The following is a 21,619-nucleotide window of genomic DNA, read 5'->3' as shown; positions in this document are numbered from 1 at the left end:
CGGGGATCACTCCAGGATCACGACCTCCAGTGCCCGCAGTCGGGCGGGGTCGCCGAGGATGTCGATCGTCCGGATCCGTCCGTCCCGCACCGCGAAGAGCATCGCGATAGCGAGGCGCCCGTTCGGGACCACGGCGATGGCCGCCTGCCCGCCGACCCGGGCCACCCGGGCGAGCGGAGTGCGGTGCGTGAAGGTGAGCGCCTGCCGCGCGACGTCCCGGGCGCCGTGGACCTGCTGCGCCGCCCCCTCGGGCACCAACCCGGCGTCCGCCCTCGCCGTGACGTCCGGGTCGAGCACCGAGAGCAGCGTGTCGAGGTCACCACCGCGGGCCGCGGCGAGGAACGCCTCGACGATCTCGCGCTGGCGGGCGAAGTCGGGGTCGGGCACCTGAGCCGTCTGGACCCGGCGACGCGCCCGGCTGGCGAGCATCTTGGCCGCGCCCGAGGAGCGGCCGAGAATCGTGGCGATCTCGTCGAACGGTACGGCGAACATGTCGTGCAGCACGAACGCGATCCGTTCGGCCGGTGCCAGCGTGTCGAGCACCACGAGCAGCGCGACGCCGACCGAGTCGGCCAGCAACGCCGTGCGCTCAGGGTCGGGTACGTCCTCGTCGACCGGTAGCGGATCGGACCCGTACGCCTCCAGCGGTTCCTCCCGGCGCGCCCGACGAGCGCGCAGCATGTCCAGGCACACTCGCCCCACCACCCTGGTCAACCAGGCACCGAGGTTCTCGACGTCCCTCCCGTCCGAGCGGGCGAGGCGGAGCCAGGCCTCCTGCACGGCGTCGTCCGCCTCGCTCCGCGAGCCGAGCATCCGGTACGCCACCGCGCGAAGATGACCGCGATGCGCCTCGAACCGCTCCGCCAGCCGTTGATCGTCCATGGTTACCTTTCCGCTCCGCCAGCCGTCATAGCACCGACGGACGAGACCGAGCCAAGGTAACGAGGAGGCGTTGTGGCGGCAATCCTGTCCACGATCGAGATCGAGCGGCCACCGGACGCGGTGTTCGGCTACGCGACCGATCCCTCGCGATTCCCGGAATGGCAGCGGGACGTGCTCAGTGTGCACCTGGACCAGGAAGGTCCGATCGGCGTCGGGACGCGGTTCACGACGATCCGTCACATCGCGGGCGCGGAGCGCGGGCAGATTCAGGAGGTCACCGAGAGCGACTTCCCGCACCACTGGGCCTCGCGCGGCATCGACGGCCCGATCAGGGCCCACGCCAGCATCACGATCGAACCGGTCGACGGCGGCGCCCGGTCGCGGGTCACCTTCGCCCTCGAATTCGAGGGGCACGGGGTCGGTGTCCCGATTCTTCCACTCGTGCGGCGGCAGTACCGCAGGGCGTCACCCCGGAGTTTCCAGAATCTCAAGGACCTGCTCGAAGGCGGTCGCGTGCGGTAACCCAGGCCCGTCGGAAATGGGTGACCGGAATCAGTCGGACTCCGCGAGCAGATGCACGATACCGGCCGGATTCTTGATCCAGTGGGTTCTGGAGCCGGGGTTCTCCAGCGGTTCCACCTCGTCACACGGCTGAATGCCGATGTCGGCCAGCCTGCCTGTCGCCGCGTCCAGATCGTCGGTGTGGAGTTGCAGCCACAGATCGGGCTGACTGTAGTTGTCGACACAGTCGAGCCAGAGGATGTTGGGACCGAACCGCACCGAATGGGTCCTCGAAACGGTCGGCGCGGAGGAGGCATCCTCCTCTTTGACCTCGAAGCCAAGGGTGTCGCGGTAGAAGTCCACCGTGGCCTCGTACTGCGCCTTGGGGATCTTCATGGCGATGTTGACTCCGGCGGTGATGGCGGGCTTGGTCATTCGACTCCTTCCGTGGATACCCCCGCAGGATCCGGGTGGCGTCCGGCGGGCTGTCAGGCCGTCGGGCGGTCGCGTTTCGGCAGCCTGGCGACGATCGCGGAATGGGAGGCGTCGACCGCCTTCCGGTTCGGGCCGCACTTGACGCCGACGCTCGACCGCGACTCCTGGCCGAGAAAGGCGAAGATCCTCGGCCCGACCTTGACCACCACGTCGCCCTCCCACGGCTCGCCCTGCCAGGCGCCCGGCTTGGCAAGGCAGTAAGCGAGCATCTCCGCCCAGGTCACCCGGCGTCCCCCTGTGCATCGGTCGGGTGTGACGGTCCCATCTTGGCAGACGGCCTGGCCGTACCTGCTCCTCGCGGTCGAGGTGACGGATGGCGCGGCGACCGGGCGGCCGGCTGGTCGCGCCCGCCGCCGTCCCGGTCGGAGGTGCCGACCTCAGTCGAGGAGCTTGTCCAGCGTGATCGGCAGCTCCCGGATCCGCCGCCCGGTGGCGTTGTAGACGGCGTTGCCGATCGCGGCGGCGACCCCGACGGTGCCGAGTTCGCCGATCCCGCGCGCGCCGAGCGGGTTGAACAACAGATCCGGGTGGTCCAGGAAGTGCACGTCGATCGGCGGGATGTCGGCGTTCACCGGCAGCAGGTAGTCGGCGAAGTTGGCGTTGGCGATCCGGCCCGTCTCCGGCTCGACGACGGCGCCCTCCAGCAGTGCGTGGCCGATGCCGAAGATGACCCCGCCGATGATCTGGCTGCGGGCGGTCTTGGCGTTGATGATCCTGCCACCGTCGACCACCGTGGTCATCCGGTGCAGCCGGGGCTCGCCGGTCCACCGGTTGACCCGCACCTCGCAGAAGTGCGCGGCGAACGAGGTGAAGGCGTGCTGACGGTGCTCCGGGCCCGGGCCCGCGCTGCCGGTCGCCTCGACGCCCGGCGATCCGACCGCGCGCAACAGCTCCGGGAAGCCGATCCGCCGGTCCGGGGCGACGAGATCACCCCGGTCGTACCGGACGTCGGCGGCGGGCAAGCCGTGCAGGGGCGACCGCTCGTCGGTCACGGCGAGCGTGATCAGCGCGTTCGTCGCGGCCTCCGCGGCGGCGGCCACCGCCGGGCCGGTACTCGCGGTGGAGGCCGAGCCGAACGAGCCGATGTTGGCGGCGAGGCTGGAGTCGCCGAGGTCGCTGCGGATCCGGGAGACCGGCAGGCCGAGCGCCTCAGCGCCGAGCACGGCCAGCACGGTCCACATTCCGGTGCCCAGGTCGGCGGTGGCGCTGGCCACCGAGACGTCCCCGTCGGGCTGGAACCGGACCGTCACCGAGGCCGGGAACCGCTCGCCGGGATAGTTGGCGGTGGCCATCCCCATCCCGACCAGCCACTCGCCGCGTACGACGGCTCCGGGTGTCGGGTTGCGGCGGGCCCAGCCGAATCGCCGGGCGCCGACCCGGTAGCACTCGTCCAGGTGCTTGCTGGACCACGGCACGTTCCGGCCCGGGTAGACCGTGGCGTAGTTGCGCAGCCGCAGCTCGACCGGGTCCATCCGCAGTTCGGCGGCGAGTTCGTCGAGCGCGGTCTCCACGGCGAACGAGCCGGACTCCTGGCCGGGCGCCCGCATCCAGGTCGGCGGCGGCACGTCCAGCGTGACGATCTTCTGGTCCAGGTGCAGGTTCTCCGTCTTGTAGAGATAGCGCGAGGTGGCGTGCGCCGAGCCCTCGAAGATGCCGCCGGAGGCGGACTGGCTGGCCCAGACCTGGTGCTTGAGCGCGACCAGGGTGCCGTCCCGGCGGGCGCCCAGGCGCACCGTCTGGCGTACGGCGGAGCGGTTTCCGGTGATCGTGAAGGTCTGCTCCCGGGTCAGCACGACCTTGACCGGCCGGCCCAGCGTGCGCGCGGCGGCCGCGGCGAGCAGCGGATGTGCCCACGTCGCGATCTTGTTGCCGAAGCCGCCGCCGACGTGCGGGCTGACCACCCGGACCCGGGCGGCCTCGACGCCGAGCGCCGCCGCCATCGCGCCGACGGTCAGCGACGCGCTCTGGGTGCCGGTGTGCAGGGTGAGCGCCCCGTCCTGCCAGACGGCGACGCAGGAGTGCGGCTCCATCGCGCTGTGGTGCTTGCCCGGCTGCTGGTAGGTGCCGGAGATGGTCACCTCGCTGGCCGCCAGCGCCTCGTCGATCGAACCGACCCCGTCGGCCAGGAACTCCAGCCGGGCCGGCTCCCCCGTGATCGGGCCCGGGTCGGTGGCCCCGGCGATGCCATCGGCGAAGGAGATGGCCGCCGGCCGTACCTCGTAGTCGGCGGTGACCAGTGCGGCGGCGTCCCGGGCCTGCTCGAACGTCTCCGCCACCACCAGCCCGATCGCCTGGCCGTGCCAGCGCAGCTCGGCGTCCTGCAACGGCAGCCAACTGTGCCCGACGCTGAACGGCGTGCCGGTGCCGACCAGCGGCAGCGGGTGGAACGGGGTGTAGACCGCCAGTACGCCGGGGGAGGCTTCGGCGGCGGCCACGTCCATCGCCCGAATGGTGCCCCGGGCGACCGTACTGAGGAGCAGGTAGCCGTGTGCGAGCCGCTCGACCGGCTGGTCGGCGGCGTATCGCGCGCCGCCGGTGACCTTGAGCCGGCCGTCGACCCGGTTGACCGAGACCGTTCGTGCCGCGCCGCTCATAGCGACTCCACCAGGTTCGTCAGGGCGCGCACGATGGTGCGCCGGACCAGCGTCATCTTGAACCGGTTGTGCGCCAGGGGCCGGGCGCCCTGGACCGCCAGCTCGGCGGCCGCCTCGAACACCTCCGGCCGGGCCGCTCCGCCGCGTAGCGCGTCCTCCACCGCAGGCAGGCGCCAGGGCCGGGTGCCGACCCCGCCGACCGCCACCCGTACGTCCCGGACCACGCCGTCGCGCAGGTCCAGCGCCACCGCCGCCGAGGCGAGGGCGAACTCGTACGACTGCCGGTCCCGGATCTTCAGGTATCCCGACCGCCTGGCCCAGGGCAGCGGCGGCACGGTGACCCGGGTGACAAGTTCGCCCGGCCGCAGGTCGTGCTCCCGGTCCGGGGTGTCCCCGGGCAGCAGGTAGAAGTCGGCGAGCCGGACGTCCCGGGTACCGCCCCGGCCGACCAGCCGGACCCGCGCGTCCAGCGCCACCAGGGCTACCGCCAGGTCGCTGGGGTGGGTGGCGACGCAGGAGTCGCTGGTGCCGAGGATGGCATGGCCTCGGTTCTCACCCCCGATCGCCGGGCAGCCGGAGCCGGGCCGGCGCTTGTTGCAGCCGGTGCCGGTGTCCCGGAAGTAGCCGCAGCGGACCCGTTGCAGCAGGTTGCCGCCGATGCTCGCCATGTTGCGCAGTTGTGGCGAGGCGCTGCGCAGCAGGGCCTGGGCGAGCATCGGATATCCGCCGGTCACCAGCGGGTGTTCGGCGACCTCGCTCATCCGTTCCAGCGCACCGACGTGCAGCCCGTCCCGGTCGACGTGGACACCGCGCAGCGGCAGGCGGTTGATCTCCACCACCTGGCGCGGGGTCATCACCTCCAGCTTCATCAGGTCCACCAGGGTGGTGCCGCCGGCCAGGTAGGCCGTGCCGGCGCCGCCGCCGGCCAGCGCCTGCGCCACGCTATGCGCGCTGGTGTAGCCGAAGGGCCTCATCGTCCGGCCCCGCCGCGCCGGGCCGTGCGGACGGCGGCCACGATGTTCTCGTACGCCCCGCAGCGGCAGATGTTGCCGGACATGTGCTCGCGGATCTCCTCGTCCGAGCCGGCGTGCCCCTCGTCGAGCAGCGCCACCGCCGACATGATCTGTCCGGAGGTGCAGAACCCACACTGGAAGGCGTCGCAGTCGATGAACGCCTGCTGCACCGGGTGCAGCCGGTCGCCGTCGGCCAGCCCTTCCACGGTGCTGACGCGGCGGCCCGCGGTGGTGGCGGCCAGGGTCAGGCAGGAGAGCACCCGGCGGTCGTCGACGTGCACCGTGCAGGCGCCGCACTGCCCCCGGTCGCAGCCCTTCTTGGAGCCGGTCAGCCCGAGCCGCTCGCGTAGCGCGTCCAGCAGGGTGACCCGGGCGTCGAGCCGCAGCCGCTCGGTGCGTCCGTTGACCACCAGGGTGATCTCGACGGTTGCCGCGCCGGCCGGCTCGGGTGCCGGCGCCGCCCCGGCCGGCTCGGCCAGCCCGGCGCCGATCGCGGGCCCGGCCGTCGCGCCGACGGCCAGCCCGGCGGACGCGACCGCCGTCCGGTGCAACATCCCGCGCCGGGACACCCCGCAGGGTGGGGCGTCGACGGGGGGCGAGTCCGATCCGGACCCACTGCTCATGACACACCTCCGGACGTGCCGCCGGCCGGCGTGGGGCGCGGGTGTGCGCGGTGCGGTGGGCACCGGAGCGCGGCCGGGGCCCTCCAGTAAACCAAAGAAGATCTTCAATGTCGATGGATCGCTGGCAACGCGTGTCGGTTGGGGCGGGTGGCGCCATTCATCGATATCTGTCATGCTCTTGCGCCATGGTCCGGCTGACGAAACGGTTCCCCCTGATCCTCCTCGCCACCGTCGCGGTGATGGCCGGCGGCGGCGCCGCGCAGGCCGGCGGCGGCCCGTCCGGGCACGGTGGCGGGCCCGCCGGCTGCGGTCCCCGTAAGCTGCTGTTCTGCGAGGACTTCGAGCGGCTGCCCACCGGCGGCGCCGCCTCGCTGGCCTGGGGCATCGACACCAAGGACGGGATGCTGACGGTCGAGCGGCACCGGCGCGACAAGGTGCTGCGGGTGCACACCGAGGGGAACGGCCGGGCCTTTCTCAAGGTCGACGACTTCGCCGCACCGGGCAACAGCTTCTACGGCCGGATGCGGCTGAAGGTGGACGCCTTCCCGACCGCACCCGACTGGGCGCACTTCACCCTGGTCGAGGCGACCGGTCCGGGCAGCGCCGAGATCGTCCGGCCGATCGGCGGCCAGTGGGCGCCACCGCTGGGCGGGTCGTACTGGGGCGTCGGCGCCGACGGCGGCCCGACCGGCGACTGGACGAACTGGCGCGAGTCCGCGCCCACCGTGGAGGACCGCTGGCAGTGCTTCGAGTGGCAGTGGGACGCCACCGACAACCGGATCGCGGTCTGGATCGACGGGATCGCCCAGCCGGAGATGACGGTGAGCACCACCGAGCACGGCGGCAACCCGGTCGACTTCGTCCTGCCCCGCGCCGACACGGTGAAGATCGGCTGGCAGCTCTACCAGGGTGGCCCGACACCGGACCACTTCGACCTCTGGCTGGACGACATCGCCCTGGCGACGAACCGGGTGGGCTGCGGCCGCTGAGAGCGGCTCCCTCTGGGATCGCTCCCAGGGGAGGGTCGACGGAGCGCTACTCTGGTGCTCCGTCCCCTTGAGATGTACGGAGAGCTGATCACGTGACCGCGCCCCAGGACGGAGGCTACCCCGCCTTCCCGATCGACGTCCCGACCTCGGCCCGGATGTACGACTACTCGCTTGGCGGCAAGGACAACTTCCCGGCGGACCGGGCGGCCGTCCAGTTCGTCAACTCGCAGTACCCGGCCAGCCTGGACGTCACCCGGGAGAACCGGCTCTTCCTCTACCGGGTGGTCCGGTTCATGGCCCGCGACCTGGGCATCCGGCAGTTCCTCGACCTCGGCAGCGGGCTGCCGACCCAGGCGAACGTGCACCAGGTGGCGCAGGAGTTCCAGCCCGGCGCCCGGGTGATCTACGTCGACGTCGACCCGATCGTGCTGGCGCACGGGCGCGCCCTGTTGGCCAACGACGAGACGACCCGGGTGATCGCCGCCGACGTCACCGAACCGGAGCAGATCCTCGCCGACTCCGACGTCCGCGAGATGCTCGACTTCTCCCGGCCGGTCGGGGTGCTGCTGCTCTCCGTCACCCACTCCATCGTGGACGACGACAAGATCCACCACCTGCTCGCGGTGCTGCGCGAGACGATGGCCCCGGACAGCTATCTGGGCTACTCGCAACTGGCCGGCACCGACCGGGCCGGGGTGGACGCCGGCAACGCGATGGTGGAGAAGATGGGCATCACCTGGAAGAACCGGATGGTCGACGAGGTGGCGGAGTTCGTCCGCGACTTCGAGCCGGTCGAGCCAGGGCTGGTCAACGTCAAGAACTGGCGCCCGGACCCGAGCCAGCCGCCACTGGCGCCGGTCGACGAGGCGCTACGGCCGTACCTCGGCAAGGGCGCGGACGAGACCCGGTTCTACGAGTACGGCGGCGTACTGCGGCGACCCTGAGTCCGCCGCGTCTCGTAAACTCCGGTGCCGTGACGGCCCTCAGCTTCGCGCTCTCTGTCGACTACGGGACCTCACACACCGTCGGCATGCTGCGGTGGCCGGACGGCCGGGTCCGGCCACTGGTGTTCGACGGCTCGCCGCTGCTCTCCTCCGCGGTCTTCGCCACTCCCGACGGCCGGATACTCGTGGGGCGGGACGCGGAGCGCAGCGCGCGGATCGACCCGTCCCGGTACGAACCAAACCCGAAGCGGATGGTCGACGCGGGTGAGTTGCTGCTCGGCGAGCGGGCGTACCCGATCGCCGAGCTGGTCGCGGCCGGTTTGCGGCGGGTCTACGCCGAGGCGGTCCGGGCGGCCGGGCAGGCGCCGGCGACGGTGACGGTCACCCACCCGGCGACCTGGGGGCCGGCCCGCCGGCAGGTGCTGCACTCGGCCGCCGCTCTCGCCGGGCTGCCCCGGATCGGGCTGGTGGACGAGCCGTCCGCCGCCGCCGCGTACTTCGTCCGGGTGCTCGGGCGGCAACTCGCGCCGGGCCAGGCCATCATGGTTTTCGACCTGGGCGCCGGCACCTTCGACGTGAGCGTCGTACGCCGCACGCCCCGCTCCTTCGAGACGGTGACGACCGGCGGCCTGGACGCGTTCGGCGGGGTGGACCTGGACGCGATCGTGGTGGAGCGGATCGGCGCCGCCGTGGCGGCGGGCGATCCGGAACGCTGGCGTCGGCTGACCGTTCCGGCCGGACCGGAGGACCTCCGCGACTTCCGGCTCTTCTGGGACGACGCCAAGGCGGCCAAGGAGATGCTCTCCCGCCAGCCGACGGCCTCGGTCCACCTGCCCATCCTCAACCGCGACGTGCACGTGACCCGGGAGGAGTTCGAACAGGCGGCCCGACCGGTGCTGACCCGAGCGGTCCGGTTGGCCGTGGAGACCCTCGACGGCTACCACCGGGATCACCAGGTGCGGGTCTGCGCCGTCTTCCTGGTCGGCGGATCGACCCGGATCCCACTGGTGGCGACGTTGCTGCACCAGCGGTCGGGGATGGCGCCGGTCGCGATCGAGCAACCGGAGTTCGTCGTGGCCGAGGGTGGGTTGCACCTGCCGGCGACGACGACCGGCGAGCCACCGGGCGTCGCCGGCCCCGCCGTGGCGGCGGAGCCGCACGCCAGGGTGACTCCGCCGGAGGCGCCCGCGCCGATGCCCGCCGGGGCCACCGCGCCGCCCGGTGCGTCCGCGCGGGTGTCACCGTCGCCCGGTGCGTCCGCGCCGGTGCCGGGTCCGCCCGCTGCGTCCGTGCCGTCGCGGGGTGCCGGCCCGATCGGGCCGCGGCGACGCCGCCGGGTCGTGGTGGCCGTCGCCGCCGCGGCGGCGGTGCTGGTGCTGGCCGCCGTCGGCGGCGTGACCTGGTGGCGGGCCGCCGCACCCGGACGCGCCTTCGGCGGCGACGACGACCTGCGCGAGTTCGCGGGACGGTTCGTCAGCGCCGCCGACGGGTGCGAGCGCCTCGACGACGCGGCGCGGCACCGGGACGAGACCGGGCTGGCGATGCCCGACGAGAAGTTCCGAGCCGTCGTGCGTTGCCAGGGCGGCGACTGGATCGGCTACTTCTACAACTCCGGTGCGCCCCGTGGGCTGCCGGGCGGGTCACCGGACGACCACCGGACCCAGATCTCCGAGGGCGTCATCGACCGGTACAGCGGGGTGGCGGAGCTTTCCGGCGAGGTGACCCAGCTGGCCCGCAGCGGCGCGTTGCAGGCGTACGTGGAGTTCCGGGCCGCCGACGACCGGCCCGGCATCTACTGGGAGCCCACCGACCGGTACACCTACCGACTCGGTGCCGTGGTGCTCAACCTCGACCCGGCGGCCGGGATCGAGCCGCTGCGGAAGATCTGGCGCGACCACGCCTGACGGCACGCCCGACCACCGGGCGGTGCTGGGGGAACAGCACCGCCCGGAGCGGGTCCCGGGCCTTGCCGCCGTCTACCATCTACCGGTCGAGCGTGCGAACCGCCGGAAGGACAGATGAGCCAGTACGCATTGTTGATCTCCCCGTCGTCGAACCGGGTCTACGCGGACGCCTCGGTGACGCTGACCCGGGCCGAATTGGCGATCTTCGACCGGGCCGTACTCGGCGGCCGGCTGCACGACATCACCGAGACCGTGTTCGGGGGCGTCCGCTACGTCACCTTCACCGCCGACCAGCTCGACGGGCGTGACGTCGCGTACCTGGCCAACCTGTCGTCGGTCTACGTGTTGTTCGAGGTCGTCGACGGGCTGCTCCGGCCAATCGAGCTGCGCCGGCTGGACCGGTTCGACGACGACCTGCTGACCATCCCGAAGTATCCGGGCAAGACGAACGAGCAGTTCACCAAGCTGCTGCTCAACGTGACGATGCTCGCCTCGGACTTCGCCCCGCAGATGCTGGACCGCAAGTTCCGGGTGCTCGACCCGCTCTGCGGCCGGGGCACCACCCTGAACCAGGGGCTGATGTACGGGTACGACGCCGCGGGGGTGGACCACGACCGGACGGACTTCGAGGCGTACGCGACGTACATCCAGACCTGGTTGAAACGCAAGCGGGTGAAGCACCGGGCCGAGTTCGGGCCGGTACGCCGCAACCGGCAGGTGGTGGCCCGGCGGTTGCAGGTCGACCTCGCCGCCGACAAGGAGTCCTACCGGGCGGGCCTGACCCAGCGGCTGCACGTGGTACAGGCGGACACCGTCCGCAGTGCCGAGTTCTTCCGGCCCGGCACCCAGGACCTGTTGGTGACCGACGCCCCGTACGGCGTACAGCACGGTAGCCGCAGCGCCGGCCGAGGGCTGGCCCGGAGTCCGCTCGCGCTGCTCGCCGAGGCGGTGCCGGTCTGGGTCGAGCTGCTCCGGCCCGGTGGGGCGCTCGGCATCGCCTGGAACACCCAGGTGGCCCGCCGGGACACCGCGGCCGAGATCCTCGCCGATGCCGGCCTGGAGGTGCTGGCCGACGGCCCGTACCTGGAGTTCACCCACCGGGTCGACCAGGCGATCGTCCGGGACGTGCTGGTAGCCCGCAAACGCTGAAGGGATGTGCCGGTCGCCCCAGAACGCTGAAGGGACGTGCCGGTCGCCCGCGACCCTGCGGGGGTGTGCCGGTCGGGCAAGGGCCCCGGCTCCACCGGGAACTGTGGAGCCGGGGCCCTTGCCCCCTGGTTCAGTAGCTGCAGCCGCTGGTGGGCAGGCTGCTGGCGGCGGGCGGGGTGACGCCGTCGTAGAGGGCGAGCAGGAAGGGCTGCGGGCAGCGGCGGGTGCTGCCGGTCCGGATGCCGAAGTGCAGGTGCGGACCGGTCGAGTTGCCGGTGTTGCCGGTCGAGCCGATCCGCTGCCCGGCGGTGACGGTGGCACCGGTCGACACCGACCAGGCGGAGAAGTGGCAGTATGTGTAGATCGCCCCGTCGGTGCCGGTCAGGTTGATGCCCCGGCCACAGCTGCTGTCGTCGATCCGGACCACGGTGCCGGCCCGGACGGCGTACGCGGCCGTACCGGTCGGCACCGGCAGGTCGATCGCCGCGTAGTCGTGGTGCGGGTCGTCGTACTCGCTGCGCGGCAGCGCGGTCCGGGGCAGCGGCAACGAGAAGCTGGTGCCGCCATCGGTGGCGGTGGTGATCCGGACCGCGTCGGCGACGACGTATCCGGTGCCGCTGGTCCACCGGCTGACCCCGACCGCGTTGTAGTCCCCGGCGGCGAGCGAGAAGGTGCCGAGGCTGACCCACTGGCCGCCGTTGACCCGCTGGTTGACCGGGACGGTCTGGTTGCCGCTGGTCGTGGCGACGACGAACGGGGTGGCGTTGTTGTAGCCGGGGTCGGCCGGGTAGAAGACCTCGACCAGGTAGCTGCCGGCGCTGGGCACGTCGACCTTGAACCAGGCGGCGTCGCTGGCGGTGGTGTCGGGGGTGGCGTACCGGTAGTCGGGGCCCTGCCGGTCGGCGGACCAGGTGGAGGTGCCCCAGTTGGCGCTGGCGGTGAAGCGGTCGGCGCTGGCGTTGTCGACGGTTACCGTCGCGGCGCTGGCGGGGGTGGCCGTCAGCAGGATCGGGGCGGCGAGCGCGGCCGCGGCAAGGCTGGCCAGGCTTCGTACGTATCCGGTCTTCATCGAAGAGTCCTTCGGCGCAGGCGGGCGAAAGTTGAAGGTATTTAACCAATCACGAGCCCTCTTGGAAAGACTTCTACATCGATGTGCGGCTGTGTCCTTCGATTCGGTGGCGACTGGTCCGGTGATGTCCAGGTAAATCCGGCTATTCAAGCATTCAGCCCAGTAGTTCGGCTTACAGTGGCGGGGTGGTCGAGCCGGTCGCCGGCTCGACCGGCCGGTGTGCGGGCGGGCCACGGGGGGTGCGGATGAGCGACGAACTGACCAGCGACGAGCCGCTCGGCCGACTGGAGACGGTGCACACCTTCTCCGGTGCCATGCCGACCGGGGTGACCGTCTCCCGGCAGGGAAGGATCTTCGTCAACTTCCCGCGCTGGGGAGACCAGGTCGACGCCACCGTCGCCGAACTGCGCGAGGGCACCTGCGTGCCCTATCCGGATCGGGACTGGAACAATCCGGCCGGCGACGACGACGCCGGCTCCTTGGTCTCGGTGCAGAGCGTCGTCGTCGACCCGACCGACCGGCTCTGGATCCTCGACACCGGCAGCCCGAAGTTCCAGCCGACCCGCCACGGTGGTCCCAAGCTGGTCTGCGTCGACCTCGACACCGACCTGGTCACCCAGACGATCGTCTTCTCCGCCGACGTGGCGCTGCCCACCTCGTATCTCAACGACGTCCGGTTCGACCTGCGCCGCCGCTCAGCCGGCGCGGCGTTCATCACCGACTCGTCCACCTCCGGCCCGAACGGGATCGTGGTGGTGGACCTGGCCAGCGGGACGGCCTGGCGCCGGCTGCACGACCATCCCTCCACCAAGGCCGAACCGCTGACCACCTTCCGTCCCCTGGTCGAGGGGCGGCCGTTCCTGGTCTGCCCACCAGACGGGCCGCCGAGCCCGGTCGCCATGGGCTCCGACGGGATCGCGATCTCGGCCGACGGCAGCCGCCTCTACTACTGCCCGCTCGCCTCCCGCCGGCTCTTCAGCGTCTCGGTGGACGCACTCGTCGACCGGTCCCTGGACGACGCAGAGGTGGCGGCGACGGTCCGCGACGAGGGCGACAAGGGGTCCGGCTCCGACGGTCTGGAGAGCGACGACGCGGGCCGGCTCTACCTCACCGCCTACGAGCAGAACGCCATCCTGCGCCGGCACCCGGACGGCCGGTTCGAGACCGTGGTACACGACCCGCGCCTGCTCTGGCCGGACACCCTGTCCGTTGGCGCCGACGGGTACCTCTACGTCACCGCCAACCAGCTCCACCGCCAGCCCGACTACTCCGGCGGGGTGGACCGGCGCCGCCGTCCGTACGCCCTGCTCCGGATCGGTATCGACGCCGGTCCGGTGGCGCTGCTGCCCATGCCGACATGAATCCGATCAGCTGCGAGTGATCAACGACAATGTCTGCCGCCGAACCGGCCATCATCCGACGCCGAAAGATCGTCCGGTGACGATATGAAGTTTTCCGTTCCCTGCCGACCTGATCGGGTTGCGGTAACGAGCTGTTCGGTTGGCGTGAACAAGCTATTCGGTCGCATCTCCAGCGATTCCCGCGTCGTTTCCTTCCTGGAAAACTTCACTGTGAGCCCACCCGCAAGTTCCACGAAACGTGGCGAGCGGTGATCGGGAAGGGAGCCGGACTTGGCGCAGCGAGACAGGGTGTCGACCGCCGTTCTGCGGGACCTGGCGGCGGAGATCTTCGAGGTCGACCCGGACGAGATCACCGAGGGCGCGGCCTTCTACGAGGATCTCGGAATCGACTCCGTGCAGAAGGTCGAATTCGTCGTGCGGATCGAGCGGCAGCTCGGCGTACGGCTGACCGACGAGGAGGCGGCCGGACTCCAGGACTTCGGTGACACCCTCGCCGTACTCCGGGATCGGGGCATCTCCGTTGGCCCGTGACCGGACCCGGCCCGGACGCCCGGCCGTGGTGATCTCCGGAGTCGGTGCGGTCTCCGCCGCCGGCCTCGGCGCGGACGCGCTCTGGACGGCGGTGACCGAGCGGCGGGTGCTGACCGGCCCGGTGGCCCGGTTCGACATGTCCCGCTACCCGGCCCGATGCGGCGCCGAGGTGCCGGCCGGCGCGGTCGTGGACCTCGACGCGATGGTTCCCGGCCACGAATCCCTGGCCGCCCGGTTCCTCGCGGTCGCCGCACTGGAGGCGCTCCGGAACGCCGGAGTGCCGGAACGGAGCCGGGCGCACCGGTTGGGCGTCTTCGCCGGCACCGTGATGGCCACCCGGCCGATCCTGGACCGGGGGATCGGGACGCGTCGGCTCGACGTGCCGGGCCAGGGCTGGGCCCGGCCGGACACACTGCTGGACATCCTGCGCGAGGTGGTCACGGTAACCGGCCCGACGGCGCTGTTCGCACCCGGCTGCGCGGCCGGAAACAGCGCGATCGCCGCCGGAGCCCGGGCGGTCGCGGCCGACGAGGTCGACGTAGCGGTCTGCGGCGGCGTCTCCGAACTCTCCCTGGAGATCCTCGCCATGTTCACCTCGCTGCGCGCGCTCGCGGTCGACACCGTGCGACCGTTCGACGTGCACCGCCGGGGCACCATCCCGGGCGAGGGCGCCGGAGTGCTGGTCCTGGAGCGGGCCGACCGGGTGGCGGCCCGGGGCGGGCGGGCACTGGCCCGGCTACTCGGCTGCGCCGCCGCGGCCGACGCGCACAACCCCACCCAGCCGCACCCGGACGGCAACGGCCTGGTGTCGACCATCCACGGTTGCCTCGACCGAGCCGGGCTGACCAGCGACGACGTCGACTGGGTCTGCGCACACGGCACCGGCACCCAGGCCAGTGACGGGATCGAGGCGCGGGCGGTGGCCAAGGCGCTGGCCGGCCGCCGCCGACCGGTGGTCTCCTCGGTGAAGGGGCAGCTCGGGCACGCCGAGGGGGCCGCCGCCGTCCTGGAGGCGATCGTCGCGGTGCACGCGCTCGGCGCCGACCTGGTGCCGGGCAACGTCACCCTGATCGAACCCGACCCGGCCTGCGGCGGCATCGACCTGGTCGAGCCGGCCGGCCGGCCGGCTCCGGTCGGGGTCGTGCTGAGCCAGGCGTTCGGCTTCGGCGGCGGCGTCTCGACCGTACTGCTCGGAAAGGCCGACCGTGCCGCCGGTTGACGCCTGTCTGGCCGTACGCGGCCTGGGGCTGCGGCTGCCCGGCGTGGCCGACGCGGCGGAGCTGGCCCGGGTGGTCGACGGCGCACCCCTGCCGCCGGCGCCGGTACGCCGCTTCACCGCCCCGGACACCGACCTCGCCCCGCTCGACCGGCGGACGCACGCCCCGGTTCCGCCCCGGATCCCGACCGCCGTCGCCGGGCGGGGCCTGCGGGCCGTCCCCGCCGAGTCCCTGCTCGCGCTGGCCGCCGCCGCCGAGGCATATCCAACCCCGCCCGACCATCCGCCCGACCCGTGGCTCGCGACGTCGCCGGACGACCCCGTCCAGACCGGTCCGGCCGCGGTGCTCTGGGCCAGTTCGAGTGCGGGACTGGCCGAGTACGCCGCCCTCTGCGTCGAGGCCGCCACCCTGGACCCGGGGCTGACCAGCCCGACCCTCGGTCCCGCCTCGGCGTTCAACGGGCCGGCCGCGACCGTCTCCATCCGGCTCGGACTCGACGGGCCGAACGAGACGACGACCGGCGGTACGGCGGCCGGCCTGACCGCCCTGGTCGAGGCGACCCGGCTGCTCGCCGACGGCGAGGCGGCCCGGGCCCTGGTCGGCGGTTCGGCGACGGTGAGCCGGTGGACTCTGCCCGGGCTCGCCGACGGCTTCGTCGCGGCCGAGGGCGCCGCCTGCCTGGCGGTGTCGCCGTGCCGGGACGATGAGCCGGGCATCCGGCTGGGGCGGTTCCACCGGATCACCCTCGACCGCTCCGACCTGGCGGCCCAGTGCCGCGCCCTGGTCCGCGCCGCCCGCCCCGCGGGATCGGGCAGTGCGGCCGGACCGTCCGCCGGTGCACCGTCCGTCCGCCGCGCCTCCGAGCGGGACGCGGCGGCCGGCGGTACCCCGGCCGGAACGGTCGGCACCATCGTCTCCACCGTGGACACCGAGCTGGCCGAGGCACTCGCCGTGGTCGGCGGCCGACCGGTCTGGCACCTGGAACGGTCGCTCGGCGACTTCGGGGCGGCCGGCGGCCTGCTGGCGGCGGCCTGCGCCGTCGCGTACTGCGCCAGCGCCCCGGCCCCGGCCAGCCTGCTCGCGCTCGCGATCGAACCATCTGGCAACGCAGCCATCCTGGAGGTCTCATCATGGGGAGCGCCAACCTCGTCGAGCGGCTGGTGGGGCGAGCGCTCGCGTCCGGTCGGGGCGAGCGGGTCGCCTACCTGACCGGCGCGGGCGGGCAGCTCAGCTACACGGAGCTGTACCGGGCGGCACGCGGCTACGCGGCGCGGCTGGCCGAGGCGGGGGTCGGCCCCGGCACCCGGGGTCTGGTGGTGGCCGACGACGACCTGCCGACCGCGGTGGCGATCCTGGCACTGTGGTGGCGGGGTGCGGTGGCGGTACCGGTCAGCCCGATGCTGACCGAGACGGAACTCGGGTTCATCGCCGAGGACTGCCGGGCCGGATTCCTGCACGCCGACGAGGCGGGCGGCGCCCGGGCGGACCGGGCCGGCCTCGCACTGCCCCGGGGCGGCCCGGAGTGGCTGGTCCCGGGCGCACCACCGTCACCGCCGCCGGTGAGCCAGCCGCCGTCCGAGGTGGTGGTGATCCAGTACACCTCGGGCAGCACCGGCAGGCCGAAGGGGGTACTACACACCGGGACCGGCGTGACCGGGGTGCTGGAGGGCTTCGGCCGGATCCTCGACCTCGGCCCCGACGACCTGGTGCTCTCCACCGCCAAGCTCTCCTTCGGGTACGGCTTCGGCAACTCGCTGATCTTTCCGCTCGCCGCCGGCGCCGGGGTACTGCTCAACCAGGGACCGCCGGACGTCTACCGGCTGGCCGCGACGATCGCCCGGCAGCGCCCGACCGTGCTCTGTGCGGTGCCCCGGGTCTACGCCGCGCTGCTCGACCGGGCCGGGCAGGGCGACCCGAGGGACCCGACCGGCGTACCCGACCTCACCTCGCTGCGCCTCGCCGTCTCGGCCGGGGAGCACCTCCCGGCGTCGCTGTGCGCCGACTTCACCGCGACATTCGGGGTGCCGCTGGTCAACGGCCTGGGCGCGACCGAGGTGTTGCACATCGTGCTCGCCACCCGGGGTAGCCAGCCCGGCTCGACCGGCCGGCCGGTACCCGGCACCACGGTGACCGTCCGGGACGACATCGGCCGGCTCGTGCCGGACGGGACCGAGGGGCGGCTGCACGTGGCCGGCCCGTCGGTGGCCGCCGGATACCTGGACCGTCCCGAGTCGGCGGCGCGGACCTTCGCCGACGGCGGGGCGTACACCGGCGACATCGTCCGGCGGGAGCCGGACGGCGAGCTGCGGTACCTCTGCCGGCACGACGACCTGATCAACATCGGTGGCTACAAGGTCTCGCCGCTCGACGTCGAGGCGGCGGTCCGGGACCTCGACGGCCTCGCCCAGTGCGCGGTGGTCGGCGGCCGGGACCGGGCCGGGCTGGAACAGGCGGTCGCCTATCTGGTGCCGGCCGCCGGCGTCGACCCGGGGACGCTGCGCCGGGCGGCCCGGGCGGCGTTCCGGGCCGGGCTGCCGCCGCACAAGCGCCCCGCCGTCGTCGAGGTGGTCGAGGCGTTGCCGACCACCTCGACCGGCAAGCTCGCCCGGTTCCACCTCCGGAACCGGGCCAACGGGCCGGCGGCGGTCCGGATGCGGGTACTGCGCGACGGCCCCGGCCGGACCCTGATCTGCATCCCGTACGCGGGCGGCTCCTCCGGGGCGTTCACCCGGCTCGCCCGACACCTGCCCGGCTCGTGGCGGGTGGTGGCCGGCGAGGCGACCTACTCCGACGGCGCCACCATCGTCGACGCGGCCGACGCCTGGTGGCGGGCGGGCACGCCGTACCTGTCGGACGGGGCGGTGCTGTTCGGACACAGTCTCGGTGCGGTGCTGGCCGCCGCGGTGGCCGACGCTGCCGGGGACGGGCTGGACGGCACCCAGGTGGTGCTCTCCGCCCCGCCGATGGTGCCCGGCGCGCAGCGGTCGGCGCTGGTCTCCGACGACGACGAGACGCTGCTGGCCGGGCTACGCAGCACCGGGCTGCTGCCGACCAGCGGGCTCACCCCGGAGGAGATCACCCGACTGCTGCTGCCCCGGTTCCGCCGGGACATCGCACTCGCCCCGGACGGTTTCCAGGGCGTACGGTCCCGGGCCGTGCACGTGCTGCTCGGCACCGACGACGGGCTCTGCACCCGGGACGCGGTGACCGCGCGGATTCCCGTCGACCGGATCGCCAGCCTGCACATGGTGCCCGGGGACCACTACTTCGTCGCCACCAACCCGGCCCGGACCGCGGAGGTGCTCGCCGGGATGTTCCGGGACTGACCGTCGCGGTACCTCAGACGTCCTCCCTGACCCGGGCGACGAGCTGGGTCGGATTGACGAACCGCAGCGCGATCACCAGCAGCACCAGCATCATCGTGGTGTACATGACCGCCATCGCGTCGATGGACTGCTGGGCCCGGATACCGGCCGCCGACATCGAGTAGTACAACGCCACCACCAGGGTCTGCGAGTCCGGGCCGGCGGTGAGGAAGGTCAACTCGAACATCCCGACCGTCCGCACCAGCACCAGGATCGAGGCGGCCAGGATGCCCGGGGTGAGCAGCGGGGCGAGGATCCGGACGAAGATCTGCCGGGTGCCCGCCCCGCACATCCGGGCGGCCCGCTCCACCGCCGGGTCGATCTGCTCGATGAACGGGGTCATCGTGAGGATCACGAACGGCACCGACGGCACCAGGTTGGCCAGTACCACCCCGGAGAGGTGCCCGGCGAAACCGTACTTGTAGAGCACCGTGGCCAGCGGGATGCCGTAGGTGATCGGCGGCATCAGGATCGGCAGCAGGAACAGCAGGTAGAGCAGTCGCCGGCCGGGGAAGGAGCGGCGGGCCAGCACGTACGCGGCCGGCACCCCGATCAGCACCGAGATGCCGACCACCAGCAGCGACACCTCCAGGGTCACCACCAGCACCTGGAACAGGCCGAACTCCTGCCACGCCTGCCCGTACCATCCGGTGGTGTAGCCCTGCGGCAGCCAGCTGTCGTACCAGCGGTCGCCGAAGGAGCTGACCAGCACCGAGCCGATCACACCGGCCAGGTTGACGAAGAAGAACGCCACCACGCCCCAGATCAGCCAGGCCGCCGGCCGGGCGACCAGGCGGCGCCGGCGAGGCGCCGGGATCGTCACCGAGCCCATCAGCCCTTCCCTGCCGCCGTCGATCCGGTGTAGAGCAGGGTCCGCCAGCCGAGCACGGCCGCGATCACCAGCAGCTCGACCAGCCCCATCAGCATCGCGATGGCGGCGGCCAGCGGATAGTCGTACCGGACGTACGCGGCCTCGTAAGCGGCGATCGAGATCACCCTGGTGGTACCGGCCGGATCACCGACCAGGATCGCCGACGGGAAGACGCTGAACGCCAGCACGAAGGTGAGGCAGAACGTGGTGGCCAGCCCGGGTGCCAGCAGCGGCAGGGTGATCCGGCGGAACCGCTGCCACCAACCGGCGCCGAGGGTGGCGGCGGCCCGCTCCAGGGTCGGGTCGATGCCCGACAGGTACGACAGCACCAGCAGGAAGGCGAACGGGAAGCCGGTGATGACGATGGAGAAGAACACGCCCCAGTAGTTGTTGGTCAGCCGGACCGGTTCGTCGGCCAGCCCGACGCCCAGCAGGATCCGGTTGAACCATCCGGTGGGGCCGAGGAAGTTGAGCAGCCCCTGCGCGGTGAGCACCGTGCCGAGGGTGATCGGCACCACCAGGACGGTGGTGAGCAGCCGCTTTCCCCGGAACCGCCCCCGCATCCGGTACGCGATCGGCACCGACGCGGCGACGTTGAGCAGGGCCGCCGGCAGGGCCAGCTTCAGCGTCGTCCAGATGGTGTCCCGCTGGTACGGATCGGAGAAGAACTCCTGGTACGCCGCGAACGGACCGCCCTCGGTCGGCTGGAACGACAACCCGGCGCCGTATCCGAAGGGATAGATGAAGAGCACCAGGACGAAGAGCGCGGCCGGGACGAGCAGCAGGAGCTGCTTGTCGATGCCACGCTCGGCCAGCCGGTGCCGCAACGCCACCCGGGTCCCGCCCGGCGGACGCGGCTCGGCCGGCCGCTCGCCGGCCCGGGGTGGACTCGCGGTGGCGCTCACCGGGAGCCTCCGGCGGCCGGTCCGTCCAGCGGGAAGACCAGCAGCCGGGCCGGATCCACCCCGATCCCGATCGGGTCGCCCGGCACCGGACGCTGGTCGGTACGGAGGTTGAACTGCACCCCCTCGGCGGTACGTGCCTCGACCGCCACCTCCCGCCCCTGGTATTCGACCACCTCCACGACGGCCGGTACACCGTCGGTCGGCCCGGTTATCCGCAGGTCCTCCGGGCGCACCCCGGCGACCACCTCGGCACCGGGCGGCACCGGCCCGACCGGGGTGCCGGCCAGCCGCAGGCCCTGGCCGGTCACCACCACCTCGTCCGGGCCGCCGCCCCGCTCGGCCCGCAACCGCAGCAGGTTGCGGTAGCCCATGAAGTCGGCGACGTGCCAGTTCGCCGGTCGGGTGTGCAACTCCTCCGGGGTGCCGACCTGCTGCACCCGGCCCTCGCGGAGCACCACCAACCGGTCGGCCAGGGAGAGCGCCTCCTCCTGGTCGTGGGTGACGTAGACCGTCGTCAGCCCGAGCGACTGGTGCAGCCGGCGGATCTCGGTACGCATCTCCAGCCGCAGCTTCGCGTCCAGGTTGGACAGCGGCTCGTCCATCAGGACCAGCACGGGCTCCAGCACCACCGCCCGGGCGATGGCGACCCGCTGCTGTTGTCCGCCGGAGAGCTGCCCGGGCAGCTTGCCGGCGTGCTCCTCCAGCCGGACCAGCCGGATGGCCTCCTCGGTGCGCCGCCGGATCTCGGCCCGGGGCAACCGGCGCATCTGGAGGCCGAACGCGACGTTGCGGCGTACCGACATGTGCGGGAAGAGGGCGTAGTTCTGGAACACCATGCCGAAGCCGCGCTTCTCGGCCGGTACGGTGTCGAGCCGGCTCTGGTCGGCCCAGATGCTGCCCCGGGTCAGCGGGAGCAGACCGGCGAGGCAGTTCAGCGCGGTGGACTTGCCGCAGCCGGAGGGGCCGAGCAGGGCGATGAACTCTCCGCGCCGGACCGTCAGGTGCAGGTCGGTCAGCGCGTCCTGGCCGGCGAAGCTCCGCGTCACGCCGTCCAGCCGCAACTCGACGAAGCTCCTCGCACTCGCACTCACTGGTACGTCTTCCGTTCGTGACTGCGGGGCTCGCAGACCCGGCTCACTCCTCGCACTCACTGGTACGTCTTCCGTTCGTGACTGCGGGGCTCGCAGACCCGGCTCACTCCTCGCA

General features: G+C 72.5%; 20 protein-coding genes. 10 read left to right on the top strand and 10 right to left on the bottom strand.

Features of this window, described 5'->3' with window-relative positions; translation table 11 throughout:
* Positions 1-6 precede the first annotated feature (6 nt).
* Positions 7-882: a sigma-70 family RNA polymerase sigma factor gene (locus tag ABNF97_RS26505; RefSeq protein ID WP_349340175.1), complete on the bottom strand. Its 876-nt coding sequence runs from the start codon at positions 880-882 to the stop codon at positions 7-9.
* Between the two features lie 72 nt (positions 883-954).
* Between ABNF97_RS26505 and ABNF97_RS26500 the strand changes: the two genes are divergently transcribed.
* A complete protein-coding gene (locus tag ABNF97_RS26500) occupies positions 955-1,404 on the top strand; it encodes an SRPBCC family protein (RefSeq protein WP_130463288.1) in 450 nt (149 codons plus the stop codon).
* A 30-nt stretch (positions 1,405-1,434) separates the two neighbouring features.
* Here the strand turns inward: ABNF97_RS26500 and ABNF97_RS26495 are convergent, their stop codons facing one another.
* The 5 genes from ABNF97_RS26495 to ABNF97_RS26475 form a co-directional block, all read right to left on the bottom strand.
* On the bottom strand, positions 1,435-1,818 hold the full coding sequence (locus tag ABNF97_RS26495) for a VOC family protein (RefSeq protein WP_349340174.1): 384 nt from the start codon (positions 1,816-1,818) through the stop codon (positions 1,435-1,437).
* Between the two features lie 53 nt (positions 1,819-1,871).
* Entirely contained in the window at positions 1,872-2,102 is a 231-nt protein-coding gene (locus ABNF97_RS26490) for an MmcQ/YjbR family DNA-binding protein (protein ID WP_349340173.1), read from the bottom strand.
* A 153-nt stretch (positions 2,103-2,255) separates the two neighbouring features.
* Complete coding sequence (locus ABNF97_RS26485; RefSeq protein WP_349340172.1) at positions 2,256-4,472, bottom strand: xanthine dehydrogenase family protein molybdopterin-binding subunit; 2,217 nt, start codon at positions 4,470-4,472, stop codon at positions 2,256-2,258.
* Positions 4,469-5,446: an FAD binding domain-containing protein gene (locus tag ABNF97_RS26480; RefSeq protein WP_349340171.1), complete on the bottom strand. Its 978-nt coding sequence runs from the start codon at positions 5,444-5,446 to the stop codon at positions 4,469-4,471. The genes ABNF97_RS26485 and ABNF97_RS26480 overlap by 4 nt, the downstream gene beginning before the upstream one ends.
* Positions 5,443-5,904, bottom strand: a complete 462-nt coding sequence (locus tag ABNF97_RS26475) for a (2Fe-2S)-binding protein (RefSeq protein WP_349340179.1) — start codon at positions 5,902-5,904, stop codon at positions 5,443-5,445. The genes ABNF97_RS26480 and ABNF97_RS26475 overlap by 4 nt, the downstream gene beginning before the upstream one ends.
* A 389-nt stretch (positions 5,905-6,293) precedes the next feature.
* Between ABNF97_RS26475 and ABNF97_RS26470 the strand changes: the two genes are divergently transcribed.
* The 4 genes from ABNF97_RS26470 to ABNF97_RS26455 all read left to right on the top strand — a co-directional run bounded on the left by ABNF97_RS26470 (position 6,294) and on the right by ABNF97_RS26455 (position 11,094).
* Positions 6,294-7,097 (top strand): hypothetical protein, encoded by an 804-nt coding sequence (locus ABNF97_RS26470; protein ID WP_349340170.1) that lies wholly within the window; start codon positions 6,294-6,296, stop codon positions 7,095-7,097.
* A gap of 92 nt (positions 7,098-7,189) precedes the next feature.
* Positions 7,190-8,041, top strand: coding sequence for an SAM-dependent methyltransferase (locus tag ABNF97_RS26465; RefSeq protein ID WP_207230541.1), 852 nt, complete (start codon positions 7,190-7,192; stop codon positions 8,039-8,041).
* A 29-nt stretch (positions 8,042-8,070) separates the two neighbouring features.
* Positions 8,071-9,945, top strand: a complete 1,875-nt coding sequence (locus tag ABNF97_RS26460) for an Hsp70 family protein (RefSeq protein WP_349340169.1) — start codon at positions 8,071-8,073, stop codon at positions 9,943-9,945.
* 114 nt (positions 9,946-10,059) lie between these two features.
* Positions 10,060-11,094, top strand: coding sequence for a TRM11 family SAM-dependent methyltransferase (locus ABNF97_RS26455; protein WP_349340168.1), 1,035 nt, complete (start codon positions 10,060-10,062; stop codon positions 11,092-11,094).
* 130 nt (positions 11,095-11,224) lie between these two features.
* Here the strand turns inward: ABNF97_RS26455 and ABNF97_RS26450 are convergent, their stop codons facing one another.
* A complete protein-coding gene (locus tag ABNF97_RS26450) occupies positions 11,225-12,163 on the bottom strand; it encodes a golvesin C-terminal-like domain-containing protein (protein ID WP_165436739.1) in 939 nt (312 codons plus the stop codon).
* Positions 12,164-12,408: 245 nt separating this feature from the next.
* On the opposite strand from ABNF97_RS26450, the gene ABNF97_RS26445 reads away from it, so the two are divergent.
* The 5 genes from ABNF97_RS26445 (at position 12,409) to ABNF97_RS26425 (ending at position 18,598) form a co-directional block, all read left to right on the top strand.
* Complete coding sequence (locus ABNF97_RS26445) at positions 12,409-13,524, top strand: L-dopachrome tautomerase-related protein (RefSeq protein ID WP_130463280.1); 1,116 nt, start codon at positions 12,409-12,411, stop codon at positions 13,522-13,524.
* A gap of 288 nt (positions 13,525-13,812) precedes the next feature.
* The gene (locus ABNF97_RS26440; RefSeq protein WP_165436738.1) at positions 13,813-14,055 is read left to right on the top strand and encodes a phosphopantetheine-binding protein; all 243 of its coding nucleotides are present in this window, start codon (positions 13,813-13,815) and stop codon (positions 14,053-14,055) included.
* A 25-nt stretch (positions 14,056-14,080) separates the two neighbouring features.
* Positions 14,081-15,274, top strand: a complete 1,194-nt coding sequence (locus ABNF97_RS26435) for a beta-ketoacyl-[acyl-carrier-protein] synthase family protein (protein ID WP_349340167.1) — start codon at positions 14,081-14,083, stop codon at positions 15,272-15,274.
* Positions 15,261-16,481: a beta-ketoacyl synthase N-terminal-like domain-containing protein gene (locus tag ABNF97_RS26430; RefSeq protein WP_349340166.1), complete on the top strand. Its 1,221-nt coding sequence runs from the start codon at positions 15,261-15,263 to the stop codon at positions 16,479-16,481. Before ABNF97_RS26435 ends, ABNF97_RS26430 begins: the two co-directional genes overlap by 14 nt.
* Entirely contained in the window at positions 16,403-18,598 is a 2,196-nt protein-coding gene (locus ABNF97_RS26425) for an AMP-binding protein (protein WP_130463276.1), read from the top strand. Before ABNF97_RS26430 ends, ABNF97_RS26425 begins: the two co-directional genes overlap by 79 nt.
* A 13-nt stretch (positions 18,599-18,611) precedes the next feature.
* Here the strand turns inward: ABNF97_RS26425 and ABNF97_RS26420 are convergent, their stop codons facing one another.
* The 3 genes from ABNF97_RS26420 to ABNF97_RS26410 are packed head-to-tail and all read right to left on the bottom strand — an operon-like array spanning position 18,612 to position 21,504.
* Positions 18,612-19,469, bottom strand: a complete 858-nt coding sequence (locus ABNF97_RS26420) for an ABC transporter permease (RefSeq protein WP_349340165.1) — start codon at positions 19,467-19,469, stop codon at positions 18,612-18,614.
* Complete coding sequence (locus ABNF97_RS26415) at positions 19,469-20,413, bottom strand: ABC transporter permease (protein WP_349340164.1); 945 nt, start codon at positions 20,411-20,413, stop codon at positions 19,469-19,471. The genes ABNF97_RS26420 and ABNF97_RS26415 overlap by 1 nt, the downstream gene beginning before the upstream one ends.
* The gene (locus tag ABNF97_RS26410; protein WP_130463273.1) at positions 20,410-21,504 is read right to left on the bottom strand and encodes an ATP-binding cassette domain-containing protein; all 1,095 of its coding nucleotides are present in this window, start codon (positions 21,502-21,504) and stop codon (positions 20,410-20,412) included. Before ABNF97_RS26410 ends, ABNF97_RS26415 begins: the two co-directional genes overlap by 4 nt.
* Positions 21,505-21,619 lie beyond the last annotated feature (115 nt).

The organism is Plantactinospora sp. B6F1 (genome assembly GCF_040120695.1).
Classification (GTDB): Bacteria; Actinomycetota; Actinomycetes; order Mycobacteriales; family Micromonosporaceae; genus Plantactinospora.
The sequence above is the reverse complement of the archived record's forward strand: the minus strand, read 5'-3'. Positions and strand labels throughout refer to the sequence as shown.

Excerpts from the sequence above, each read along its gene's own strand:
- ABNF97_RS26505 (WP_349340175.1), bottom strand. The coding sequence starts at position 882 with ATGGACGATCAACGGCTGGCGGAGCGGTTCGAGGCGCATCGCGGTCAT.
- ABNF97_RS26495 (WP_349340174.1), bottom strand. The coding sequence starts at position 1,818 with ATGACCAAGCCCGCCATCACCGCCGGAGTCAACATCGCCATGAAGATC.
- ABNF97_RS26485 (WP_349340172.1), bottom strand. The coding sequence starts at position 4,472 with ATGAGCGGCGCGGCACGAACGGTCTCGGTCAACCGGGTCGACGGCCGG.
- ABNF97_RS26480 (WP_349340171.1), bottom strand. The coding sequence starts at position 5,446 with ATGAGGCCCTTCGGCTACACCAGCGCGCATAGCGTGGCGCAGGCGCTG.
- ABNF97_RS26470 (WP_349340170.1), top strand. The coding sequence starts at position 6,294 with ATGGTCCGGCTGACGAAACGGTTCCCCCTGATCCTCCTCGCCACCGTC.
- ABNF97_RS26455 (WP_349340168.1), top strand. The coding sequence starts at position 10,060 with ATGAGCCAGTACGCATTGTTGATCTCCCCGTCGTCGAACCGGGTCTAC.
- ABNF97_RS26450 (WP_165436739.1), bottom strand. The coding sequence starts at position 12,163 with ATGAAGACCGGATACGTACGAAGCCTGGCCAGCCTTGCCGCGGCCGCG.
- ABNF97_RS26445 (WP_130463280.1), top strand. The coding sequence starts at position 12,409 with ATGAGCGACGAACTGACCAGCGACGAGCCGCTCGGCCGACTGGAGACG.
- ABNF97_RS26425 (WP_130463276.1), top strand. The coding sequence starts at position 16,403 with ATGGGGAGCGCCAACCTCGTCGAGCGGCTGGTGGGGCGAGCGCTCGCG.
- ABNF97_RS26420 (WP_349340165.1), bottom strand. The coding sequence starts at position 19,469 with ATGGGCTCGGTGACGATCCCGGCGCCTCGCCGGCGCCGCCTGGTCGCC.